Source organism: Bradyrhizobium sp. IAR9, from assembly GCF_013408065.1.
Classification (GTDB): domain Bacteria; phylum Pseudomonadota; class Alphaproteobacteria; order Rhizobiales; family Xanthobacteraceae; genus Bradyrhizobium.
Genome location: NZ_JACBZW010000013.1, coordinates 72677 through 91776, shown reverse-complemented (window position 1 = coordinate 91776; position 19100 = coordinate 72677). Strand labels below are relative to the sequence as shown.

The 19100-nt window shown below is 64.6% G+C and carries 14 protein-coding genes; 3 read left to right on the top strand and 11 right to left on the bottom strand.

Translation table 11 applies throughout. The features are described from left to right. Nucleotides 1–13 precede the first annotated feature (13 nt). The 5 genes from GGD67_RS28975 to GGD67_RS28955 all read right to left on the bottom strand — a co-directional run bounded on the left by GGD67_RS28975 (nt 14) and on the right by GGD67_RS28955 (nt 4741). The gene (locus tag GGD67_RS28975; protein ID WP_092261064.1) at nt 14–730 is read right to left on the bottom strand and encodes an ABC transporter ATP-binding protein; all 717 of its coding nucleotides are present in this window, start codon (nt 728–730) and stop codon (nt 14–16) included. Next, nucleotides 723–1478, bottom strand: coding sequence for an ABC transporter ATP-binding protein (locus GGD67_RS28970; protein ID WP_179737693.1), 756 nt, complete (start codon nt 1476–1478; stop codon nt 723–725). The genes GGD67_RS28975 and GGD67_RS28970 overlap by 8 nt, the downstream gene beginning before the upstream one ends. Next, entirely contained in the window at nt 1475–2503 is a 1029-nt protein-coding gene (locus tag GGD67_RS28965) for a branched-chain amino acid ABC transporter permease (protein WP_018317414.1), read from the bottom strand. The genes GGD67_RS28970 and GGD67_RS28965 overlap by 4 nt, the downstream gene beginning before the upstream one ends. An 8-nt stretch (nt 2504–2511) precedes the next feature. Then, the gene (locus GGD67_RS28960) at nt 2512–3381 is read right to left on the bottom strand and encodes a branched-chain amino acid ABC transporter permease (protein WP_018317415.1); all 870 of its coding nucleotides are present in this window, start codon (nt 3379–3381) and stop codon (nt 2512–2514) included. Nucleotides 3382–3562: 181 nt separating this feature from the next. Further along, entirely contained in the window at nt 3563–4741 is a 1179-nt protein-coding gene (locus tag GGD67_RS28955) for an ABC transporter substrate-binding protein (protein WP_179737690.1), read from the bottom strand. A gap of 579 nt (nt 4742–5320) precedes the next feature. Between GGD67_RS28955 and GGD67_RS28950 the strand changes: the two genes are divergently transcribed. Beyond that, on the top strand, nt 5321–5608 hold the full coding sequence (locus GGD67_RS28950) for a hypothetical protein (RefSeq protein ID WP_179737688.1): 288 nt from the start codon (nt 5321–5323) through the stop codon (nt 5606–5608). 76 nt (nt 5609–5684) lie between these two features. Here GGD67_RS28950 and purU read toward each other — a convergent pair whose 3' ends face one another. Next, the gene (gene purU, locus GGD67_RS28945) at nt 5685–6548 is read right to left on the bottom strand and encodes a formyltetrahydrofolate deformylase (RefSeq protein ID WP_026201846.1); all 864 of its coding nucleotides are present in this window, start codon (nt 6546–6548) and stop codon (nt 5685–5687) included. 175 nt (nt 6549–6723) lie between these two features. Between purU and GGD67_RS28940 the strand changes: the two genes are divergently transcribed. Next, nucleotides 6724–7563: a uroporphyrinogen-III synthase gene (locus tag GGD67_RS28940; RefSeq protein WP_018317419.1), complete on the top strand. Its 840-nt coding sequence runs from the start codon at nt 6724–6726 to the stop codon at nt 7561–7563. A gap of 5 nt (nt 7564–7568) precedes the next feature. Here GGD67_RS28940 and GGD67_RS28935 read toward each other — a convergent pair whose 3' ends face one another. The 4 genes from GGD67_RS28935 to GGD67_RS28920 form a co-directional block, all read right to left on the bottom strand. After that, on the bottom strand, nt 7569–9014 hold the full coding sequence (locus GGD67_RS28935) for an adenylate/guanylate cyclase domain-containing protein (RefSeq protein ID WP_179737686.1): 1446 nt from the start codon (nt 9012–9014) through the stop codon (nt 7569–7571). A 137-nt stretch (nt 9015–9151) separates the two neighbouring features. Further along, a complete protein-coding gene (locus GGD67_RS28930) occupies nt 9152–9832 on the bottom strand; it encodes a redoxin domain-containing protein (RefSeq protein ID WP_018317421.1) in 681 nt (226 codons plus the stop codon). 21 nt (nt 9833–9853) lie between these two features. Beyond that, entirely contained in the window at nt 9854–13171 is a 3318-nt protein-coding gene (locus GGD67_RS28925; protein WP_179737684.1) for an adenylate/guanylate cyclase domain-containing protein, read from the bottom strand. 172 nt (nt 13172–13343) lie between these two features. Next, nucleotides 13344–16478 (bottom strand): CHAT domain-containing tetratricopeptide repeat protein, encoded by a 3135-nt coding sequence (locus GGD67_RS28920; protein WP_179737682.1) that lies wholly within the window; start codon nt 16476–16478, stop codon nt 13344–13346. Nucleotides 16479–16853: 375 nt separating this feature from the next. Between GGD67_RS28920 and GGD67_RS28915 the strand changes: the two genes are divergently transcribed. Then, nucleotides 16854–18116 (top strand): MFS transporter, encoded by a 1263-nt coding sequence (locus tag GGD67_RS28915; RefSeq protein ID WP_179737680.1) that lies wholly within the window; start codon nt 16854–16856, stop codon nt 18114–18116. Between the two features lie 7 nt (nt 18117–18123). Here GGD67_RS28915 and GGD67_RS28910 read toward each other — a convergent pair whose 3' ends face one another. After that, nucleotides 18124–18798 carry a Crp/Fnr family transcriptional regulator gene (locus GGD67_RS28910; RefSeq protein WP_018317425.1) on the bottom strand — a complete coding sequence of 225 codons (675 nt, stop codon included), beginning with the start codon at nt 18796–18798 and terminating at the stop codon, nt 18124–18126. Nucleotides 18799–19100 lie beyond the last annotated feature (302 nt).

Here is a 19100-nt window from a genome sequence, read left to right as displayed (position 1 = left end):
TGGACATTTTAGTTTAGTGAGCCGCCGCCCCGGCGACGCCGAGATGGCGTTCCAGGACCGAGGGGTCGGTTTTCAGCGCGGCGCTCGGAGCGTCGTGGACGATCGTTCCGCGCTCCAATATCACAACGCGGTCGGCCAGCCCCAGAATCTTTTGGGCATTCTGTTCGACGATGATCGAGCAGATGCCGCCTGCCCGCGTGATGCTGCCGATCGCCTTCAAGAGCTCCTCGACGATGATGGGAGCAAGGCCCTCGGTCGGCTCGTCCAGCAGCAGCACTTTCGGGTTGAGGGTGAGCGCCCGGCCGATCGCCAGCATCTGCTGCTCGCCGCCGGAGAGCTGGTTGCCGAAATTGCTCCGCCGCTCCTTCAGCCGCGGAAACATCTCGTAGACCTTCTCGACCGTCCAGGGACCGGGCTGCGCCACCGCGGTCATGTTCTCTTCCACAGTGAGCGAGCGAAAGATGTTGCGCTCCTGCGGCACCCAGCCGATGCCGGCGCGCGCGCGCTGGTCGGGCCGGAGCGAAGTGACATCGGTGCCGGCGAGCGCCACGCTGCCTGAGAAGCGGCGGGTGACGCCGACGATCGAATTGATCAGCGTGGTCTTGCCGGTGCCGTTGCGGCCCAGCAGCGCCAGCACCTGGCCCTCGGCGAGGCGCAAGGACATGTTGGGCAGCACCACCGCCTCGCCATAGCCGGCGCGCAAAGCCTCGATCGCGAGCAGGTCAGACATTGACCACCTCCTCGCCGAGATAGACGGCCTTGACCTGCGGATCGCGCGCGACCTGCTCGGGCGGGCCCTCGGTGAGCAGCGCGCCCGAAACCAGCACGGAGATGCGGTCGGCGAAGGAGAATACGAGATCCATGTCGTGCTCGATCAGCAGCACCGTGACGTCGCGCGGCAGCGCGCCGACCACGGCGAGAATGTCGTGGCGCTCGCTCTCTGGCACGCCGGCGGCGGGCTCATCGAGCAGCAGCACGCGCGGTTTGGCGGCGATCGCGACCGCGATCTCGAGCAGGCGCTGCTTGCCGTAGGGCAGCGTCACGGTCTGCTCATTCATGACGTCGAGCAGATGGAAGCCCGCCAGCAGATCGGCGATCTCGCCGTTGACGTCGCTGCGCGTGCCCATCCGCCGCCACCAGTCGCCGCCATGGCCGAGGCGCTCGGAGACGGCCAGGCCAATGGTCTCGAGCGGAGTCAGGTCGGGATAAAGCTGGTTGATCTGGAAGGTGCGCGAGAGGCCACGCAGCACGCGCTTGTGCACGGGCAGATCGGTGATGTCCTGGCCCTCGAGCAGGATACGGCCCGAATTCGGCTTGAGCACGCCGGTGAGCTGGTTGATGACCGTGGTCTTGCCGGCGCCGTTCGGGCCGATCAGCGCGTGGCGGGCGCCCTGCTCGATCTTCAAGGACAGATCGCGGGTGACGCGCAGCCCGCCGAACTGCTTTTCGAGATTTTGGGTTTCGAGCACGATGGTCATGCGTCGCTTTCCGGCACGGCGACGACGGCCTTGCGTCCCGCAATCTGCCTGATGACCAGATTGGGCAGGTACAGCACCCAGCGGTGCAGGCGCTGACGGCCGACCAGCACGATCACGACCAGCACCAGGCCGATCCAGAACTGCCAGTATTGCGGGGTGATGGTGGAGAACACTTCCTGGAGCATGCGGAAGATCACCGCGCCAACCAGTCCGCCATAGAGGTAACCGGTCCCACCGATGACGAGCACCAGCATCAGATCGGCGGAGCGTTCGAAGGCAAACACATCGAGCGAGGCGATCGCCGTGGTCTGGGTGAACAGCGCGCCCGCGACGCCGGCATAGAACGCCGCGAGCGTATAGATCGCGATCAGGCGGCGGTTGACGGGAATGCCGATCGCGGCGGCCCGCAGCGGATTGTTCTTGATCGCGCGCAGCGAAAGGCCGAACGGCGAGTGCACGACGCGGCGGGCGAACAGGAAGAGCAGGAACAGGACGGCGAGCGAATAGAAAAAGCCGGCCTTGCCGAACATGTCGAACGGAATCGCGCCGAAGATCGGCTGCATCTCGATGCCCTGCAGGCCGTCGGTGCCGCCGGTGATGTTGGAGAAGCGTTCGGCGAGCGCTTCCAGCAGCAGCGCGATGCCGAGCGTCACCATCAAGCGCGTCAGGTCAACGCCGCGGATCACCAGGAAGCTGGTGGCAAAGCCGAGCACCATCGCGGCGAGGCCAGCGACGATCAGCGCCAGCACGGGCTCGCTCACGATACCATGGAGCGCGAGAAGCCCCGCGGCATAGGCGCCGACGCCGAAGAAGGCAGCATGCCCGAGCGAGACGATGCCGGCATAGCCGAGGATGAGATCGAGCGACATCGCAAACAGCGCCAGCCGCAGGATATCGGTCATGATCAGATAGCGCGTGGGAAATGCAAAGCCGCAGGCCAGCACGATCAGCCAGAAGGCGACTTCGCCGTAGTGCCAGCGCGCCTGGCGCTGGGCGTGAAAACCGACGTCGGAGGAAGCGCTCATCGGCGAACTCAACGCGCGGCCGTGCGTCCGAACAGGCCGTTCGGACGCCAGATCAGGATTACGATCATCATGGTGTAGATCACGAACGGGCCCATCTTCGGCACGTAATATTTGCCGGCGACGTCGCCGATGCCGAGCAGGAGCGAGGCCAGGAACGGGCCGGTGATCGAGGACGAGCCGCCGACGGTGACCACGATCAGGAAGTAGATCATGAACTTCAACGGGAAATACGGATCGAGGCCGAGGATTTCGGCACTCAGCGCGCCGCCGAGACCGGCGAGCCCGCAACCGAAGGCAAAGGTGAAGGCGAACACCTGCGGCACGTTGATGCCGAGGCCGCTCGCGGCGCGGGGGTCGTCGACGGCGGCGCGCAAGCGGCTGCCGAAGCGGGTCTTTGCCAGCACCATCTGGAGCGCGATGGTGAGCAGGCCGCATATCACGATGATCATCAGCCGGTAGCGGCCGATGCCGACGCCGAACAGGTCGAACTGCCCCTGAAGCGCCGCCGGCAGGTTGATGAAGACGCGCGAGGACCCCTGGATGTAATCGACGGCGGCGACCGACATGAAGGTCAGGCCGATGGTGAACAGCACCTGATCGAGATGGCTGCGCGCATAGAGGTGGCGGTACAGCGTCCGTTCGAGCGCGATGCCGATCGCGGCAGAGGAGACGAAAGCGAGCGGGAGCGCTGCGAAGAACGGCCAGCCCATCCGGTTGACCAGCACCATGCAGATATAGCCGCCGGCCATGGCGAAGGCGCCATGGGCGAGATTGACGAAGTTCATCAATCCAAGCGTGACTGCGAGCCCGCACGCGAGCACGAACAGCAGCATGCCGTAGGCGACGCCATCGAACAGGTTGGTGAGGATAGAGGTCATCGTCTCAGCTTAGAGTTATCGTCATGGCCGGGCTTGTCCCGGCCATCCACATTCTTGTCCGGACTTTGTTTTCCTGGCTTCGCGTGGATGCCCGGAACAAGCCCGGGCATGACGCGGAGCAAGGGGTGTGAGATCCCGGGTTCGCGCTAATGCGCGCCCCGAGATGCCCCGCTTTCGCGGGTCACTTCTTGGTCTTGCCGAGATCCTTGACGGCTTCGAAGGTCGCGAACTCGACATTGTAGAGCTCGCCGTCGACCTTCTCGACCTTGCGGATGTAGATGTTCTGCACGATGTCGCGGGTCTCGGGGTCGATCGAGATCGGACCGCGCGGGCTCTCCCACTTCTGGCCCTTCATGGCCTCGACCAGCTTAGTGCCGTCGGTGTCGCCATTCGTCTTCTTGAGCGCCTCGTAGATCAGGTGGATGCCGTCATAGCCGCTCACCGCCATGAAGCCCGGACGATTGCCGAACGCCTTCTTGTAGGCTGCGACGAAATCCTTGTTCATCTGCGAGGGGTGCGCCGCGGAGTAGAGATGCGCGGTAACCGTGCCGAGCACGGCGTCGCCCATATTGTTGAGCAGGTCGTCGTCGGTGACGTCGCCCGGCCCGATCACCTTGATGCCGGCCTTGTCGAGGCCGCGCTCGGCATATTGCTTCATGAAGTTGCCGCCCTGGCCGGCCGGCACGAACACGAAGATCGCGTCGGGCTTGGCGTCCTTCATGCGCTGCAGGAACGGCGCGAAGTCGGGGTTTTGCAGCGGCGTCTTGACCTCTTCGACCACCTCGCCGCCGCCGGCTGTAAAGTTCTGCTTGAAGAAGTTCAGCGCGTCATTGCCCGGCGCGTAGTCCGAGGTCAGCGTCGCCACCTTCTTGATGCCGTTCTTCACCGCCCAGTCGCCGATGATGGTCGAGGACTGCGCCAGCGTGAAGCTGGTACGCACGATATAGGGCGAGCGCTCGGTGATGATGGAGGTGCCGGCCGCCATCACGACTTCCGGGATCTTGGCCTGCGTCGCTAGCGGCGCGGCCGCGAGCGCAGCCGGCGTCACGCCGAAGCCGGCGATGAAATTGACCTTGTCGTTGACGATCAGCTCCTGCGCGGCAGTCTTGGTCTTGTCCGGGATCGCCGCGTCGTCCTTGAGGATGATCTCGATCTTCTTGCCAGCGACGGTGTCACCCTTCTGCTGCATGTAGAGCTTGATCGCGTTCTCGATCTGCTTGCCGGTCGAGGCCTGGCCGCCGGTCATCGGCAGGATCAGGCCGACCTTGACGCTGTCCTCGGCCTTGGCAGACGCAAGGCCTGCAACGCCCGCGATAGCGGCTGCTGCGACGGTGCGTGAAAAAATTCTGCGTACGAACATCCGATGTCCCTCCCCTTCATTCCTGACCTGTTGTGCGCCAGACCGAGTACCCGGTCCTTGCCGCGCTCTAACCTACGGACAAGCCATGCCGCACGGCCACATGGCGTCCTCTGCAACCCCGTTGTCAATCGGACGTTGGGCGACCATTCGGCGCAAGCCGCGCGATCGGATCGACGGCGGGGGAGGCATTTGTACGATTGTACAAATAAAATGGCGATGTCAACAAGAAAGCCTTTCGCTGCGCTGGCCGGCCCTCCGGGCCGATGCTGCACTCTAAGAACGCCCGGCGGCGACGTGGTTGGAGAAATCCGCCTCTGCTTTGCAGAATTCGAACATTTGCCGGGCATCACCGGATCGAATTCCCAATCCCCTCCCCTTAAACGTGAATACGGATTGTATACCGTATCACCTTGGCAAAGGCGATCAATGCCAAAAACAGCGTATTATCTTACCTTAATGTATACAAACAAATTCGCCGCCGAATAAGCCAATTTTACTTGTTGAGGACTAGAGTGCGCCGCTGGCGCCATCGGGCGTCCCGCCATCCGCGCCCGGTCCAGCTCGACCCAGAAGGTGCTCATGCGTTTCCGTTTGCCTTCAATCGCTGCCGTCGTTGCCTTGCTGGCTTCCAACCTTGCAGGCTGCGGCACCGTCAACGAAAGACTCTCCGCCGGCATGGGCGACTACGTCCCGCAATGGGCCGGCGGGCTGCCGGCCGACGCCCCGCCGCGAGCGGGCACGCCGCAATACGATGCCTACATGAAGGAGCGCGAACGCAAGCGGCTGTTGCCGGCGGCGGATCGCGAGAAGGAAGAGCAGGCGCAGAAGGGCGCGACGGGGGCGACGTCGGGCAGCGCGGTGCGTTAAGGAAGCAAATGGCGAATAGGGGGTAGCGAATAAGGCGCTCTCCCGCTTCCACTCGCTAGTCGCCACTCCCTATTCGCTAATCCACGAACACCACGGTCTTGCGGCCGTTGAGGATGACGCGGTCGTCGAGATGGTAGCGGATCGCGCGGGCCAGCACGCGGCGCTCGATGTCACGGCCCTTGCGGACCAGATCCTCCGGCGTGTCGCGATGGCTGATGCGCTCGACGTCCTGGTCGATGATCGGGCCCTCGTCGAGGTCGCGCGTGACGTAATGCGCGGTAGCCCCGATCAGCTTGACGCCGCGCTCATGGGCCTGGTGATAGGGCTTGGCGCCCTTGAAGCCCGGCAGGAACGAGTGGTGGATGTTGATGCAGCGCCCCGAAAGCTGCGCCGACAGATCATCCGACAGGATCTGCATGTAGCGGGCGAGCACGACGAGATCGGTCTTGGTCTTGGCGGCGAGGTCGAGGATCTGCGCCTCCTGCTCGCGCTTGGTCTCCTTGGTCACGGGCAGATGGTGGAACGGGATGCCGCCGAAATCGAGCCCACCATAGACCTCGCGCGGGTGGTTGGAGACGATGGCAGCAAGCGTCATCGGCAGTTCGCCGGTGCGCCAGCGATAGAGGATGTCGACCAGGCAGTGGTCCGACTTCGACACCAGCAGCATCACCTTGCGATGCGCAGCCCGGTCGCGCATCTGCCAGTCCATGCCGAAACGCTCGGCGATCGCGGCAAAGCCGGTCTGCAGCGCCGACAGTTCCACGGCGAGATCGGCCGCGGTGAACACCACGCGCATGAAGAACTTCTTGGTCTCGATGTCGTCGAACTGCTGAGCATCGAGAATGTTCTGTCCGTTGTGGGCGAGGAACGTCGACACGGCCGAGACGATGCCGGGACGATCCGGACAGGACAGGGTCAGGACATATTGATGATCGGGCATGTTGATGAACAGGCTTGGCTCTTGATGAAGGTTTGGGCAAATGATGCGGAACGACCCGCGATTTGCGCCCTGCTCTATCACCGACGTCCCCCTGCGCCAATCCCAAGACTTGCTTCGACCTGAAGCGCGGAGTCAGGATGAACGGACGATTGCTTTGACTAACCGGAGTACGCCCATGGCCGAGCGCTTGAACGGCTACCGCATCCTGATCCTGGAAACGCGCGAGGAGGCCCAGTTCTCGAAGCTTCTGGCCGAGCAAGGCGCCGAGGTCGTGCAATGCCCGATGTTTACCATCCAGGATGCACCGGACCCTGCTCCGGTCGAGGCCTGGATCCGCCGCGCCATCGACAGGCCCCTTGACGACCTTGTGCTGATGACCGGCGAAGGCCTTCGGCGGATCATGAAGCTCGCGTGGGCGCGTGGGCTCGACGGCGCGTTTGTCGCGGCGCTCGCCGGATCGCGAAAATTCACCCGCGGCCCGAAGCCCGGCAAGGCGTTGCGCGAGGTCGGTCTCGAACCGCAGCAGACCACGGAGAAGCCGACCACCGAGGGCGTGATCGAGATGCTGGGCAAGCTCGACCTGAAGGGCCGGCGCCTTGGCCTTCAGCTCTATCCCGACAAGGACCATGGCGCGCTGATCGGCGCCCTTGCCGCGCAAGGCGCCGAGGTCGATGCCGTGCTGCCCTATGCCTACGATTCCAAGGCAGCGGATGCCAACATCGTCACCGCCATCGACGACATGGCCGCGGGGCGGATCGATGCCGTCGCGCTCACCAATCTCGGCCAGGTCCGCCGCCTGATCGAGGCCGCGAAGGCGCATGGCAGCGAGGCGAAGCTGCGCGCCGGCTTCGACCGGACGCTGATTGCGTCGGTGGGCCCGGCGGTTTCGGGCGAGCTTGCTGCGCATGGACTGCGGACGGACGTCTCGCCCGCGGAAGACGCCTATTTCATGCGGCCGCTGATCTCGGCGATGGCAGTCGCGCTCGCGGAGAAACTGCCCCGGCAAGGGACGTAAGGGTCCTACCCGGGCACGACACGATACACGCTGGCATTTCCTTCAACGCCGCGAAGAGGAGCTTCAAACACTGCGATTGCATGCCCGGAAAGGAGATCGCTCACTCCCGGCGCCGAATACAGCGCCTCCGAGATACAAATCTCGCCCGCGTCCGCCAGCGACTGGACACGCGCGGCAACATTTACGGTCTGGCCGAAATAATCCAGATTGTCGTTCAGGGTCACTGCGATGGAGGGGCCGCAATGGGCTCCAATCTTCAGGATGATGCTCGGATCGCCGTGGTCTGAATTGTAGCGCTCGATTTCCCCCAGTATGTGGAGCGCCGCCGAAATCGCATCCGTCGGGCGGGAGAAGACCGCCATGACCGCATCGCCGATCGTCTTGACGATGGCCCCGGAATGTTCCTGAACGGTCGCACCGAGCAAAGCAAAATGTTCGCGGACCAGCGCATAGGCATTGAGATCGCCGAGCCGTTCGTACATGGCGGTCGAACCTTTGAGATCCGTGAACAGCAGGGTCACCTGCCGAATACCCAGGCCCTCCTTTTCGTCCACGCGTTCTGACCGGAACAGGCGGCGAAACGTCTGTCTCGCGAGCAACATCCCGCCGGACATGTAGGGATCGAAATCAAGCGGCGGCTTGATCACTTGAGCTAGAACCTCAGGCGGCCAGTTGATCAGAAGCAGGGAGCCTCGCGTAGATCCGCGGTTCTCCGCCTCGACAATGACGGGGCCGGGCGGCACGGCGACCAGCGAGGGGGAAAAGCGCTGCCCATCGTATCCAACTCGCAGGATTGTCGGCGAGGTTGTCGGCTCGCCGGCCACCGCGACGGCGAAAGCAGCCTGGGTTTGGATATTGACCCCCGCCAGCGCGCCGAGACCGAGTTCGCAACGAATGGTCGTGGCGGAGCCTGGCGGCAAGAACGAAAGGCCGCGAACGAACGCATGCAAATAGTCGAGAAATCGGATTTGTTGGCCAGGTATCCGCGCGTCATTCAGAAATCGAAGCTTCCAATGGAAATCCTCGACCGAGAGGGAGGCAGGATCATGAAACGGAAGCCGCCGAAGCTGGGGCGATACCGTAAACGTGACCTCTATGAAGTCGTCGAGATCGGTTTCACCAGTGACGTCGCACAAACCACAAACATAGTGCGTCTTGAGCGTGCGCAAAGCGCCGAAGCTATCGAGCACCATGCCGGATTGGGGACAAACAACGTCCCAGCTCATCTCGAATAGCCCGCTTCTCGTCGCATAGAGAAACAGGTCAATACTTTCCGGCTCTGCAATGGCGCGGTCGCGCGCGAATGCCAGCGGATTGACGCGGTAGAGCGATAGATCGTCACCGCTCCTGATGAGCGTTTCGAACTTGGAGATCACGCGGGGGCTCCAGGATCGGGCCCGCTCGATCTCGGTCATCTTGCTTTCGAGGAGCCTTTCCTGAATGTCGGTCATTGTGCGCTCGGATTAAGTGCGCCCGGATTAATCGTTCGTCATGCGCAGGCGTGGTCGGGAAAATGGCGGCAGCACCTCGCGCGCACCGGCTCGTGCCTGCTGCGGTCAGGGGCACCACGCCAACCGCGCGACGATGCCTAGCCCGCCACCTGCGAGGCCGCCGACATCAACTCACCCGGGCTCGGCATCCCGAACATGCGCTGGCCGCCTTCCGGAACTTCTGTAAAGGCCCAGCGCACGACCCCTTCCCGATCGAGCAGGAACTGGCCGAATAGCTGACCCTGGCCGGTTGCCGCCATGCGCTGATCGGCCTCCATCATCTCGTAGCCATCCTTGTTGTTGAGCTGCTCGGCGGCCGCCAAACGATTCATCGGCCCGGGCAATTCTCCGGGAATGTCCACTTGCATGCTCATGACCACATCCATGCCCACCTTGCGCGGCCACTCGGTTTCCTTCTCGGTGAATTCCAGATTGGGCAGGCCGAACGCGCGGTGCGAGATCCGCTCGGGATCGGACGCGGCAAGCAGATTGGGCAACGGGTGATAACGGAAGTAGAGCCGAGCACGCTCGATCGGCGTATTGACGACCGTCAGACTTTCGACGCCCTTGTCGCGCAGTGCCGCGTCAAGCTGCGCCTGGGCCGCGATATGGCGGCGGCAGAACGGGCAGTGCAGGCCTCGAAACAGGCCCACCAAGATCGGACTTTGCCCGCGAAAATCCTCGAGCGCGATCTTCCCTTCGCGGGTGATGGCGTCCAGCACGATGTTCGGTGCGCGATCACCCGGTTGCAGCGGTCCATCGACATGACGTTCTGACATGGTTGAACTCCTTCACATGACCTAGTCAAGAAATGGCAGTACAATCAGTCCGGCGGGATCAAGCCCGTGCTTGGTGCAGACGTCATCGGCCAGCGCGAAATACCGCTCGGCCTCGGGCATGTCGCCGCGATCAAGGTTCAGCGTCGCAAGACCATCATAGCACGGAAAAAGCTGCTGCGGCTCGCCGGTTTCGCTCGCGACCTTGATGGCCTCATTGTAGCAGCGGGCGGCCTGATCGGGCCGGAAATGGCATTGATGGATTTGCCCGAGCACGATCAGGGGCACGGGGAGATGCTCGCGCTGATCGAGCGCGCGGTCGATCTCGATTGCCTTTTCGGCAGCCGGCACACCTTCGTCGGTGCATTTGTCCGTGAAGGTGCAACAGGCAACGGCAAAATTGGCGAGAAGACGCGCCTGGAACCCGAGATCGCCAATACGATGCGCGACGTCCAGTCCGCGCCGGCAAACCTCCATGGCCTGCGCCGGGTCAACGATCGTGTAGAGCACGCTGAGATTGGTGTAGCCGCGGCAGGCCACATTGAGAAGGCCGGCGGCTTCGGCTGCCGCGACACTTTGCTCCACTTCGCGCACTGCATCCTGGTGTCGTCCAAGCCGTGCCAGTGCAACCGCCTTGGTATTGAGAGCCTCGGCAATGGCGCGCGCCGCCTCGAGTCCGGCTTGCTCGTCCGCGTCCGCCGGGACGGATCGGGCGTAGCCAAGCGCCTCGTCCGCCCATGTCGCGGCGGCCCCGTGATCGCCCATGCGAAACGCGAGACGGCCGCGCTCCTGCAAGAGGTGCGCCCGTTCGATCGGCGCATCGGTCCCTCCAAGCAGGTCAGCCGCCTCGGCGTAATGCCTCTCTGCGTTGATCCGCTTGCCGGCGTCCCACAACAACCTGCCAAGCTTGCGAAGGATTCGCGCTTCGCCAATGCGGTCCTCTGCGGCGCGGTGCCCCTCCAGTGCGCTCTGGTAGTGCTCCTCGGCCGTGTTGCGGCGGCCCGCCGCGGCGCAGAGGTCCGCGATCCGCTCGTATAGAACCAGGCGCTCCGGCACGCATTCGCCGCCGGTCAACAACATGGCGAGGGCCTGCTGGTAGAGACGGATGGCATCGGCATTGGCATAGGTCGCGCGTGCACGATCGCCGGCCGCGCGCAGATAGCACGCGCCTTTCGACTTGTGCGCGCTCAGGCTGAAATGATGGCCGAGCAGGATGAGGTCCTCGAGCCGTTCGGGCTCGCTGCCATAGAGCCGCTCCAGCGCGGCACCAATCCGTCCATGGAGCTCGATCCGCCGCTGCAACAGCAGGTTTTGATAGATCACGTCCTGCAGCATGGTCTGCGTGAAACGGTAGGATCGCAGCGAGATCGAGTTTGCGCCCGCAACCTCCTCGACAATCTCGGCGTCGCACAGAAGTTCGAGGCCCACTTCGACCTTTGCCGGCGCGGTTGCCGTCGCACCGAGCAGAGCCGCATCGAAGCGCGGGCCGATCACCGCTGCCTCCTGGGCCAGCCGGCGCACCTCATGCGGCAGCCGGTCCAGCCGCGCCAGCAACAGCGCCTGAATGCTTGCCGGGATGTCGGCGGCGGCCTCATCCGACTTTATCCGCCACTGCGAGCCGTCACGCTCCAAGGCGCCGGCCTCGATGAGACCCCGGATGATTTCCTCGAGGAAAAGCGGATTGCCGCTCGCGCGCTCCAGGATTCGACTGAACAGATTTCCCGGCGGCTCACGCCAACCGTGACTGAAATAAGCCGCCAGCAAGTTCTGTCCGTCGGCGTCACCGAGCGGAAGCAATCGAAGGGTCGTGTGGCTGATCCGACCCGAACCGAACTGATCCAGCTCCAGCATTGGCCGATGCGTAAACATTAGCATCAACCGCGTGCGCTCCAGCCGATCCATCAGGAACCGGAGCGCCTCAAGGGAGACGGCGTCGGCCCAATGCAGATCCTCGACGATGATCAGAAGCGGTGACAAGGCCAGGCGCCGTTCGAAAACGGTCCGGATCGCAAAAAAGATCTGCCGCCGAAGCTGCTCCGGCTCGACGTGCTGCAATGCGGCGTCGGGGCCGCCGAGGCCAAGAACATGCACATAGAGCGGCATCAGCCGCTCTGCCTCTTCGGCCGCAAGGCCAAGCTCCGACAGCGCCTCAGCCAGCCTGGCCTCAGCCGCCGCGGCGCTGGCCTTCTGCGCGATGCCATAGGCGCTGCGCAGGACCGCGGCGAGCGTGCCGTAGGATTGTTCGCCGAGTGGCGAGCAGGCGGCCTGCCGGATCGCCACACCTGCGAAGCGCTCCTCATCGCGGATGCGGGCGACGAATTCGTTCACCAGGCGCGTTTTGCCGATACCCGCTTCGCCGACCAGCCGCACCAGTTGCGCCGCACCGCCGCACGCGCGATCGAGGCTGCCGATCATGCGGGCAAGCTCGGCGTCGCGGCCGATCAGCGGCGCACTGAGGCCCAGCGTGTCGAGGCCTCGCGCCGCACGCGGCATGTCGAGCGGTCCCTTGAGACGATGGACCAGGACACTGCCCATCTTGCCCTTGAGCGAGACCTCTCCGAGCGATTCATACGAGAACGCATGCCGCGTCAGGCGGTGGGTCAACGGCCCGACCAGCACTTCGTCCGGCGGCGCCATCGACTGCAATCGCTGCGCGGTATTCACCGTGTCGCCGGTTACCGAATAGGACTTGGCAGCGCCGACACCCAGTCCGCCCGCAACCACGTGCCCGGTATTGATGCCGATGTGGAGCTGCAGCGGGGCGCCGGCGTAGACCTTCGCACGCCCGCTGAGCTGCTCCGTCCGCTTGATCATGTCGAGTGCAGCGCGGACAGCCCGCTCCGGATCGTCCTCGTGCGCTGCTGGCGCGCCGAACAGCGCCAGCAGCGCATCGCCGATGAATTTGTCCACGAAGCCGCCAAAGCCTTGCACCGCTTCCGTCAGCTCCTCGAACAATTCGTTCTGAAGCATCTGCATGACCTCGGGGTCGAGGCGCTCGCTCATCGCGGTGAAGCCGCTGAGATCGGCAAACAGCACGGTAATGGTGCGGCGGTTGGCTTCGTTGTCCAACCTGTCCGGCTGCGGTCGAAATGCCTGGTGAGGGTCGACCACCGGCGCCAGCGGCGGTGACGACGCTCTGACCGGCGCTGTCGGCCGGCTCGGCTGCGCCTGTCCCCCGGCTTTGGGAGCCTCACTGACGAGGGCACCGCATTTCGGGCAATACGCGAAATCCGGAGCGCAAGCATAGCCGCAGCCGGGGCACGCGTTCGGCTGCTTCGTGCCGCACTTCGGGCAGAAAGCAAAGCCGCTCTGAACCTCGGATCCGCAGCAAGAGCAGTTCATGGGTCAAGACCCCGCGGAAGCCGCGATGACGCGGTCTACTGGGCCTGTCCGATGGGCCCAGCAACCTGGCAAGCATGGGCTCGTCGTGCAGGAAGAGCAAGCGGTGGTTGGTTAACGGCCGCGGGCGCGGCTTCACTCATCCCGGTTCAGCACGCGCCGGCGCGCTGGTCGGCTACATGGCGCCGGCCCCCACCAGCACGAAGGGCGCCCAAGTTGCGGGCTGCGCGCTGTCGCCGCCCTTGGTGATCAGTGCCGAGAGCGAGCGACGCAGCGCCTCGGCGCGGCCAATATCGGGATGCGTCTTCATCGCGTCGATCGTGCCGGTGGTGATGGCAACCGCGGCGTCCGAGTTCACCGCCCAGTGCGACACCAGCAGCGCGCGCGTGCCGGCATAGAAGAACGCCCGCGCAAGACCGGAGAAGGCCTCCGAATTGGCGGCCTGCCCTCCGGCGGTGTTGCAGGCCGACAGGATCACCCAATCGGCATCGAGCTTGAGGCCGGATATCTCCGACGACGAGAGATAGCCGTCATCGGTGGGCGTCGGCGCCGCTGGCGGGCTGAGGATGAGTCCCGGCTCGATCGATCCACGCACCTGCCCCGCAAGCGCGCCATGGGTCGCAAAATGCAGGATGCGGTATTTCGCGAGATCGCCGCTTTGGCCGAGCGCCTTCATCCTGGTCTCGGAGGCCTCGCCGGCGAGGACGACGTCGCCTTTGACGGGCACAAAGGTGCTGGCCACCGCGCAAAGTTCGAGCGCAGTTTCCGGCAGCGGCATCTGCCGCCTGAGCTGGACGATGTCTGCCGTGCCGCCCGACAGCGCGTCCACGGCGCGCAAGCTCCGTTGTGCGACCTGGGTCGCCTGCGTCGGGAGGGCGGCGCAGGTCTGGATCTGGCGCGCCAGCTTGGCACGCGCCATCGCGACATCGCTGCGGCCATCGCCGTCGAGCATGGGATTGCCGACGCCGAGAAACGGTCTCGACGCCGCGCTCTTGCGTGCGACCTGCCGCAATGCCTTGAGGCTGGAGACTGATGGCAGCACTGTGGTGGCAAATCGCTTGACCAGCCAGGGCGCCTTCGCGAGGTCCTGGCCGGCAGCCGGTTTCTCGGTCAGCAAGACCTGAAAGGGCAGCGTCGCAAGCGGGCCTGACGGCACCAGGATCAGCTCCTTGCCGTCGATGTCGCGCGCGACAGGCCCGAGCAGCGCCTGGTAGAGCGCAAAGGCGCGCTCCTGGTCGAACGGCAATGGCTCGTCCGCCCCAAGCGGGGTCTTGCGGCCGAGCTTCTGCGGACATGTGGACGCCTTGTCCAGCCATGCATCCGTATCCAGACCGCAGCGCAAGGCGCCGACGGCCTCATCGAGTTGCTTTTCGCCGAGATCCGCCGAATGCCAGCGCACGTCCGAGCGCGTCACGGTCCAGACGAAGGTGGCGCGCGACGTCGTCGTGAACAGCAACATCGCCTCGTTGGGACGAAGCTGCTTCTGGGCATCCTCGATTGCAATCGGCGCCTTGGTGACGAGCGCTGCGTAGTCCGGAAACTGCGCAGCGATCGTGCGATCCAATTCCCGGATTTGACCTGCGATGGTTGAGGCTCTGGCACGAAGCGCCTGCTCCGCCGCCGGGTTGCGCGCAGCATCCGCCTGCGAGATCGCCGCCACGAGCATCTTGTCGGTCGCAACAGCTTGCGCGGCGAGATCCTGCCGCTCGCGGACGCGCGCGGCGAGATCCCCGCTGCCATCGGCGATGCGGGCCGACATGCCGGCGATTGCCCGCGCAGCCTGCTCGTCACCGATCCATTGCGCCGCCTCGAACGCCTGCGATCGCAACGCGCCGGCCTGCCCCGCATTGGCGCTCGCGAGATTATAGGCGGCTACGATCAGTCCGGGATAGGGATTGGTCTCGTCATGGACCTTCACATCGCCGCGGCTCTCCTGCTCGGCGGCGCGGCGGCCGTTCTGGATCGCGACCGCGCGTGCGAAGGCGTCGCGGGCCTGCTGCCAATCCTTCAAATCGATATGATGGGCGCCGAGATTGGCAAAGCTGTTGGCCACATCCGGATGCTGCTCGCCGAGAGCGCGCAGGCGGATATCCAGCGCGCGCTTCAGCAGCGGCTCGGCCTCCTGCGGCCGGCCGGTGCTGTCCAGAATGACGGCCAGATTGTTGAGACTGTTGGCGACCAGCGGGTGAGAATGCCCGACCGCAGCCTCGCGTATCGCAAGCGACCGGCGCGCGAACGGTTCGGCCTCGGCGTAACGATCGGCCTCGCTCATCAGCGTCACCAGATTGTCGAGCGCGATCGCGACATCCAGATGCGCCGGACCGAGCGCCTTCTCGCGGATCGCCAGCGACTTGCGGAACAGCTGCTCCGCCTCCGGTTTGCGATTGAGATGGGCCCAGGCCTCCGCAAGGTTGTTCAATGCCGTCGCCACGTTCGGATGCGCTATCCCGACGGCCTTCTCCTGAATCGCGAGCGCGCGGGTCAGCAGCCCCTCGGCCTCGGCGTCCCGGCCCTCGCGCGAGAACACCAGGGCCAGATTGTTGAGGCTCGCGGCGACATCTGGATGGTCAGGTCCGAGCGCCTTCTCCCTGATGGCCAAGGTCCGCCGGGCCAATTGCTCGGCCTCCGGAAGCCGTCCCTGCGCACGGCGGAGCTCGCCGAGATTGTTGAGGGTCGCTGTCAGATAGATGCTGTCCGGCCCATGCTGCTTCTCCTGAAGCACAAGCGCTTCGGCAAAACTCGCCTCGGCCTGCTGCAACCGCCCTTGCGCCCGGTTCACCTCCGCGATGTTGTTCAAGGTCACCGGGATCATGATGTCAGCCTGTCCCGGAGATTTCCTGAAAACCACGAGCGCACGGTTGAACAGATCGAGCGCCTCGGTCTCCTTCAACTGGCGGTGACGGAGATTGCCGAGCTGCATCCGCGCCAGCGCCGTGGTGAGATGGTCAGGGCCCAGCACGCTCTCGTCGATGGCGATCGCGCGCGACATGTCGCGTTCGGCATCGCCGAGCCGGTTCTGGCCGAGCTCGATCTGGCCCAGCGCAGCGAGCACGGCTGCGACATCGGGATGATTGGGACCAAGGCTCTTCTCGCGAATGACGAGGGCCCGCCTCAGCACGCTTTCGGCCTCAGCGGTCTCGCCTTTCGTCTGGAGCGCCTGACCCAGCACGACGAGCGTGGTCGCGGTCAGGGGCGATTGTCGCCCCGTGCTTTTCTCGGCCTCAACGACGAGCTTCCTGGCAAAGCCGACCGCCTCGCCATAGCGGCCCTCCTTCGCCAGCGCCGTAATGCGCTGCATCAGCGCCAACATGTCTTGCGACCCCGCCTGCACCGGCGAGACCATGACGCTTACGAGAAGTACAAAACAAAAAGACTGCGCGGCAAACCTCGGCCACCCTATCCACATGCTGCGATCGCTCCGATCCCCCCGCGCCCGCGACCTGTTGGGCCACAGCAAGATGAAGACACTATGACCGCCTCCTGCGTCCCAGCACGAACCGATCGCCGAAACCAGGGGACGACATTCGTACGGACGGTCACGCGCCCGCGGGCGGCCGTGCTGATGCAGCCATGCATGGCAGCATGCGGCGGGTCCGATTGACACGCGCGTCGCCAACGTTACGTTGCTGATCCGAAAGAAGAAACAACAAGGCAAGGGATTCGCCGTGACAGGCGTCATCGCGTCTTGAGCGCAGCCACGCGGCCGTCCGCGCTCGCGCCATTCCGCATCCGCAACTATCGCTTCCAGTGGCCCTCCGACCTGCTCACCTCCTGGGCCTTCGAGGTCGAGACGCTGGTGCTGGGCTGGTACATCCTGGTCGAGACCGGCTCGGTGCTGCTGCTGACCGTGCTTGCCTCGCTCCAGTTCGTCGGGACCTTGGTCGCGCCGGTGTTCGGCATGATCGGCGACCGCATGGGCCATCGCGATCTGCTGGTCGCGATGCGTCTTGCCTATACGGTGCTCTCGTCGACCATCATGGTTCTGGCGCTGACCGGTCATCTGTCGCCGCTGAGCGTCATGATCATCGTCGCGGTCATGGGCCTGATTCGCCCTTCGGATCTCGGCGTCCGCGGCGCGCTGCTCGCCGAGATCATGCCGGCCGAGCAGCTGGTGGGCGCGATCAGTGTTGCGCGCACGACCCAGGACAGCGCGCGCATCGCCGGAGCGTTGACGGGCGCCGGGCTGTTCGCCGTCCTCGGCATTGGCCTCGTCTATGTGGCGATCGCCTGTCTCTACTTCGTGGCCGCGCTTCTCATGCTCTGCCTGACCCGGCCGAAGAGGACGGTCACCACGAGCGATCTTCCGGCGAATAGCCATGCCGTTTCGCGACTGCTGGGAGACCTCAAGGAAGGGATCGTCTACGCCTGGAGTGGCCCGGGAATGCGTGCGGCGCTGTGCGTCGCCTTCCTGGCCAATCTCACCGCATTTCCCTTCACCGGCGGATTGCTGCCCTACATCGCCCGAGAAATCTTTCATACCGACCAAACCGGCCTCGGCTACCTCTCGGCGAGCTTCGCGGTCGGCTCGCTGATCGGCTCCATCACGCTCAGCCTGGTCGGCGGACTGCGCATTGCCCGGCTTCTGATCGGCGCGACGCTGGCCTGGTACGCCATGCTGCTGGTATTCGTCGAGATCAGGACCATGCCGGTGGCGATGGCCTGCCTCGTGCTCGCCGGCATCGCCCAGAGCATGTCCATGATCTCGGCGGCCGTGATCCTTATGCGCACCGCAAGCGCACACCTTCGCGGCCGCGTGATGGGCGTGCGCATGATGGTGATCTACGGCCTGCCGATCGGATTGCTCGCGGCCGGCAGCCTGATCGACGTCATCGGTTATTCCGCGACGGGTTCGCTCTATGCCGCCGCCGGCTTCATCGCGATGCTGGCGATCGCGATCCGCTGGCGCGCCGATCTATGGCCGGTGCACGCGCCCGCCAATGCCCGATGAGGTCGCCTCAGTCCCCGTATCCGCGCAGCCGCTCGATATCGAGGATGGTGACGCCGCCATATTCGAGCCGCAGCAGCCCCTCCTTCTCGAGCCGGTTCAGCGCGCGGTTGGCGTTCTGGCGGGACATGCCGGAGAGCGCACCGATCTCCTCCTGGGTGATCTCCAGATGCGCGGTCGATTCCGGATAGAGGATCGGGTTGAACAGCGAGGCGATGCTGCGGGCGAGGCGTGCGGTGGCATCCAGGGTGCGGTTGACCTCGAGCATGCCGATGAACTGGCCGAGCCGTTCGTTGAGCTGGCGCACCAGAAAGCGGTTGAAGCCGACGCTGTTCTCGAACAGCCACATGAAGGCGCTGCGTTCCATCAGCGCGACGCGGCTGTCGCGCAGCGCGACCACGTCATAGCGGCGCGGCTCGTTCTTGAGCACGCTGCCCTCGCCGAACCAGGCCCCTGCCGTCAGCCCGGCGAGGCTGGTTTCCTTGCCGTCCCTGGAGACCCCGCCCATGCGGGCAAGGCCGCCCACCATGCCGGCCCAGTAGCCAAAAATATCACCGCGCATGAACACGGTCTCGCCGGTGCCGTAGGACCGCTCCGTGATTCCAGCGCGCGCGACCTCGATCTCCGCCTGCGTGAGCTCGCGCGACCAGGCGGCGACGCGCTTCAGTTGATCTTCTGAAATCATGATCTCGCGGCCAGCCGCACCGTTTCGTCACTCCATCTTCTGCTGCATTGCAGCATGATGATTCCAACCGCCATCCGACGAAAGATGAAGGCCGCCGCCCGGCAAACTTTGTCGCAGAATTGTCAGCCGCGAGACATTTCAAAATAGCGCTTTCCCCTATTGAGGACCACCTCGGACGATGCGGCTTTTGATCCCTGACGGGAACGAGAGTGGCGCGGATCCGGTCGAGACCATCTGCTGCATGGCCTCACCGGCACCACCGTACTAGGATCGCTGGGAAGGAACGGACGAAGAGCGCCGCT

Coding starts and splice junctions, on each gene's coding strand:
- GGD67_RS28975 (WP_092261064.1), bottom strand. CDS start 730: ATGTCTGACCTGCTCGCGATCGAGGCTTTGCGCGCCGGCTATGGCGAG.
- GGD67_RS28970 (WP_179737693.1), bottom strand. CDS start 1,478: ATGACCATCGTGCTCGAAACCCAAAATCTCGAAAAGCAGTTCGGCGGG.
- GGD67_RS28965 (WP_018317414.1), bottom strand. CDS start 2,503: ATGAGCGCTTCCTCCGACGTCGGTTTTCACGCCCAGCGCCAGGCGCGC.
- GGD67_RS28960 (WP_018317415.1), bottom strand. CDS start 3,381: ATGACCTCTATCCTCACCAACCTGTTCGATGGCGTCGCCTACGGCATG.
- GGD67_RS28955 (WP_179737690.1), bottom strand. CDS start 4,741: ATGTTCGTACGCAGAATTTTTTCACGCACCGTCGCAGCAGCCGCTATC.
- GGD67_RS28950 (WP_179737688.1), top strand. CDS start 5,321: ATGCGTTTCCGTTTGCCTTCAATCGCTGCCGTCGTTGCCTTGCTGGCT.
- purU (WP_026201846.1), bottom strand. CDS start 6,548: ATGCCCGATCATCAATATGTCCTGACCCTGTCCTGTCCGGATCGTCCC.
- GGD67_RS28940 (WP_018317419.1), top strand. CDS start 6,724: ATGGCCGAGCGCTTGAACGGCTACCGCATCCTGATCCTGGAAACGCGC.
- GGD67_RS28935 (WP_179737686.1), bottom strand. CDS start 9,014: ATGACCGACATTCAGGAAAGGCTCCTCGAAAGCAAGATGACCGAGATC.
- GGD67_RS28930 (WP_018317421.1), bottom strand. CDS start 9,832: ATGTCAGAACGTCATGTCGATGGACCGCTGCAACCGGGTGATCGCGCA.
- GGD67_RS28925 (WP_179737684.1), bottom strand. CDS start 13,171: ATGAACTGCTCTTGCTGCGGATCCGAGGTTCAGAGCGGCTTTGCTTTC.
- GGD67_RS28920 (WP_179737682.1), bottom strand. CDS start 16,478: ATGTTGGCGCTGATGCAGCGCATTACGGCGCTGGCGAAGGAGGGCCGC.
- GGD67_RS28910 (WP_018317425.1), bottom strand. CDS start 18,798: ATGATTTCAGAAGATCAACTGAAGCGCGTCGCCGCCTGGTCGCGCGAG.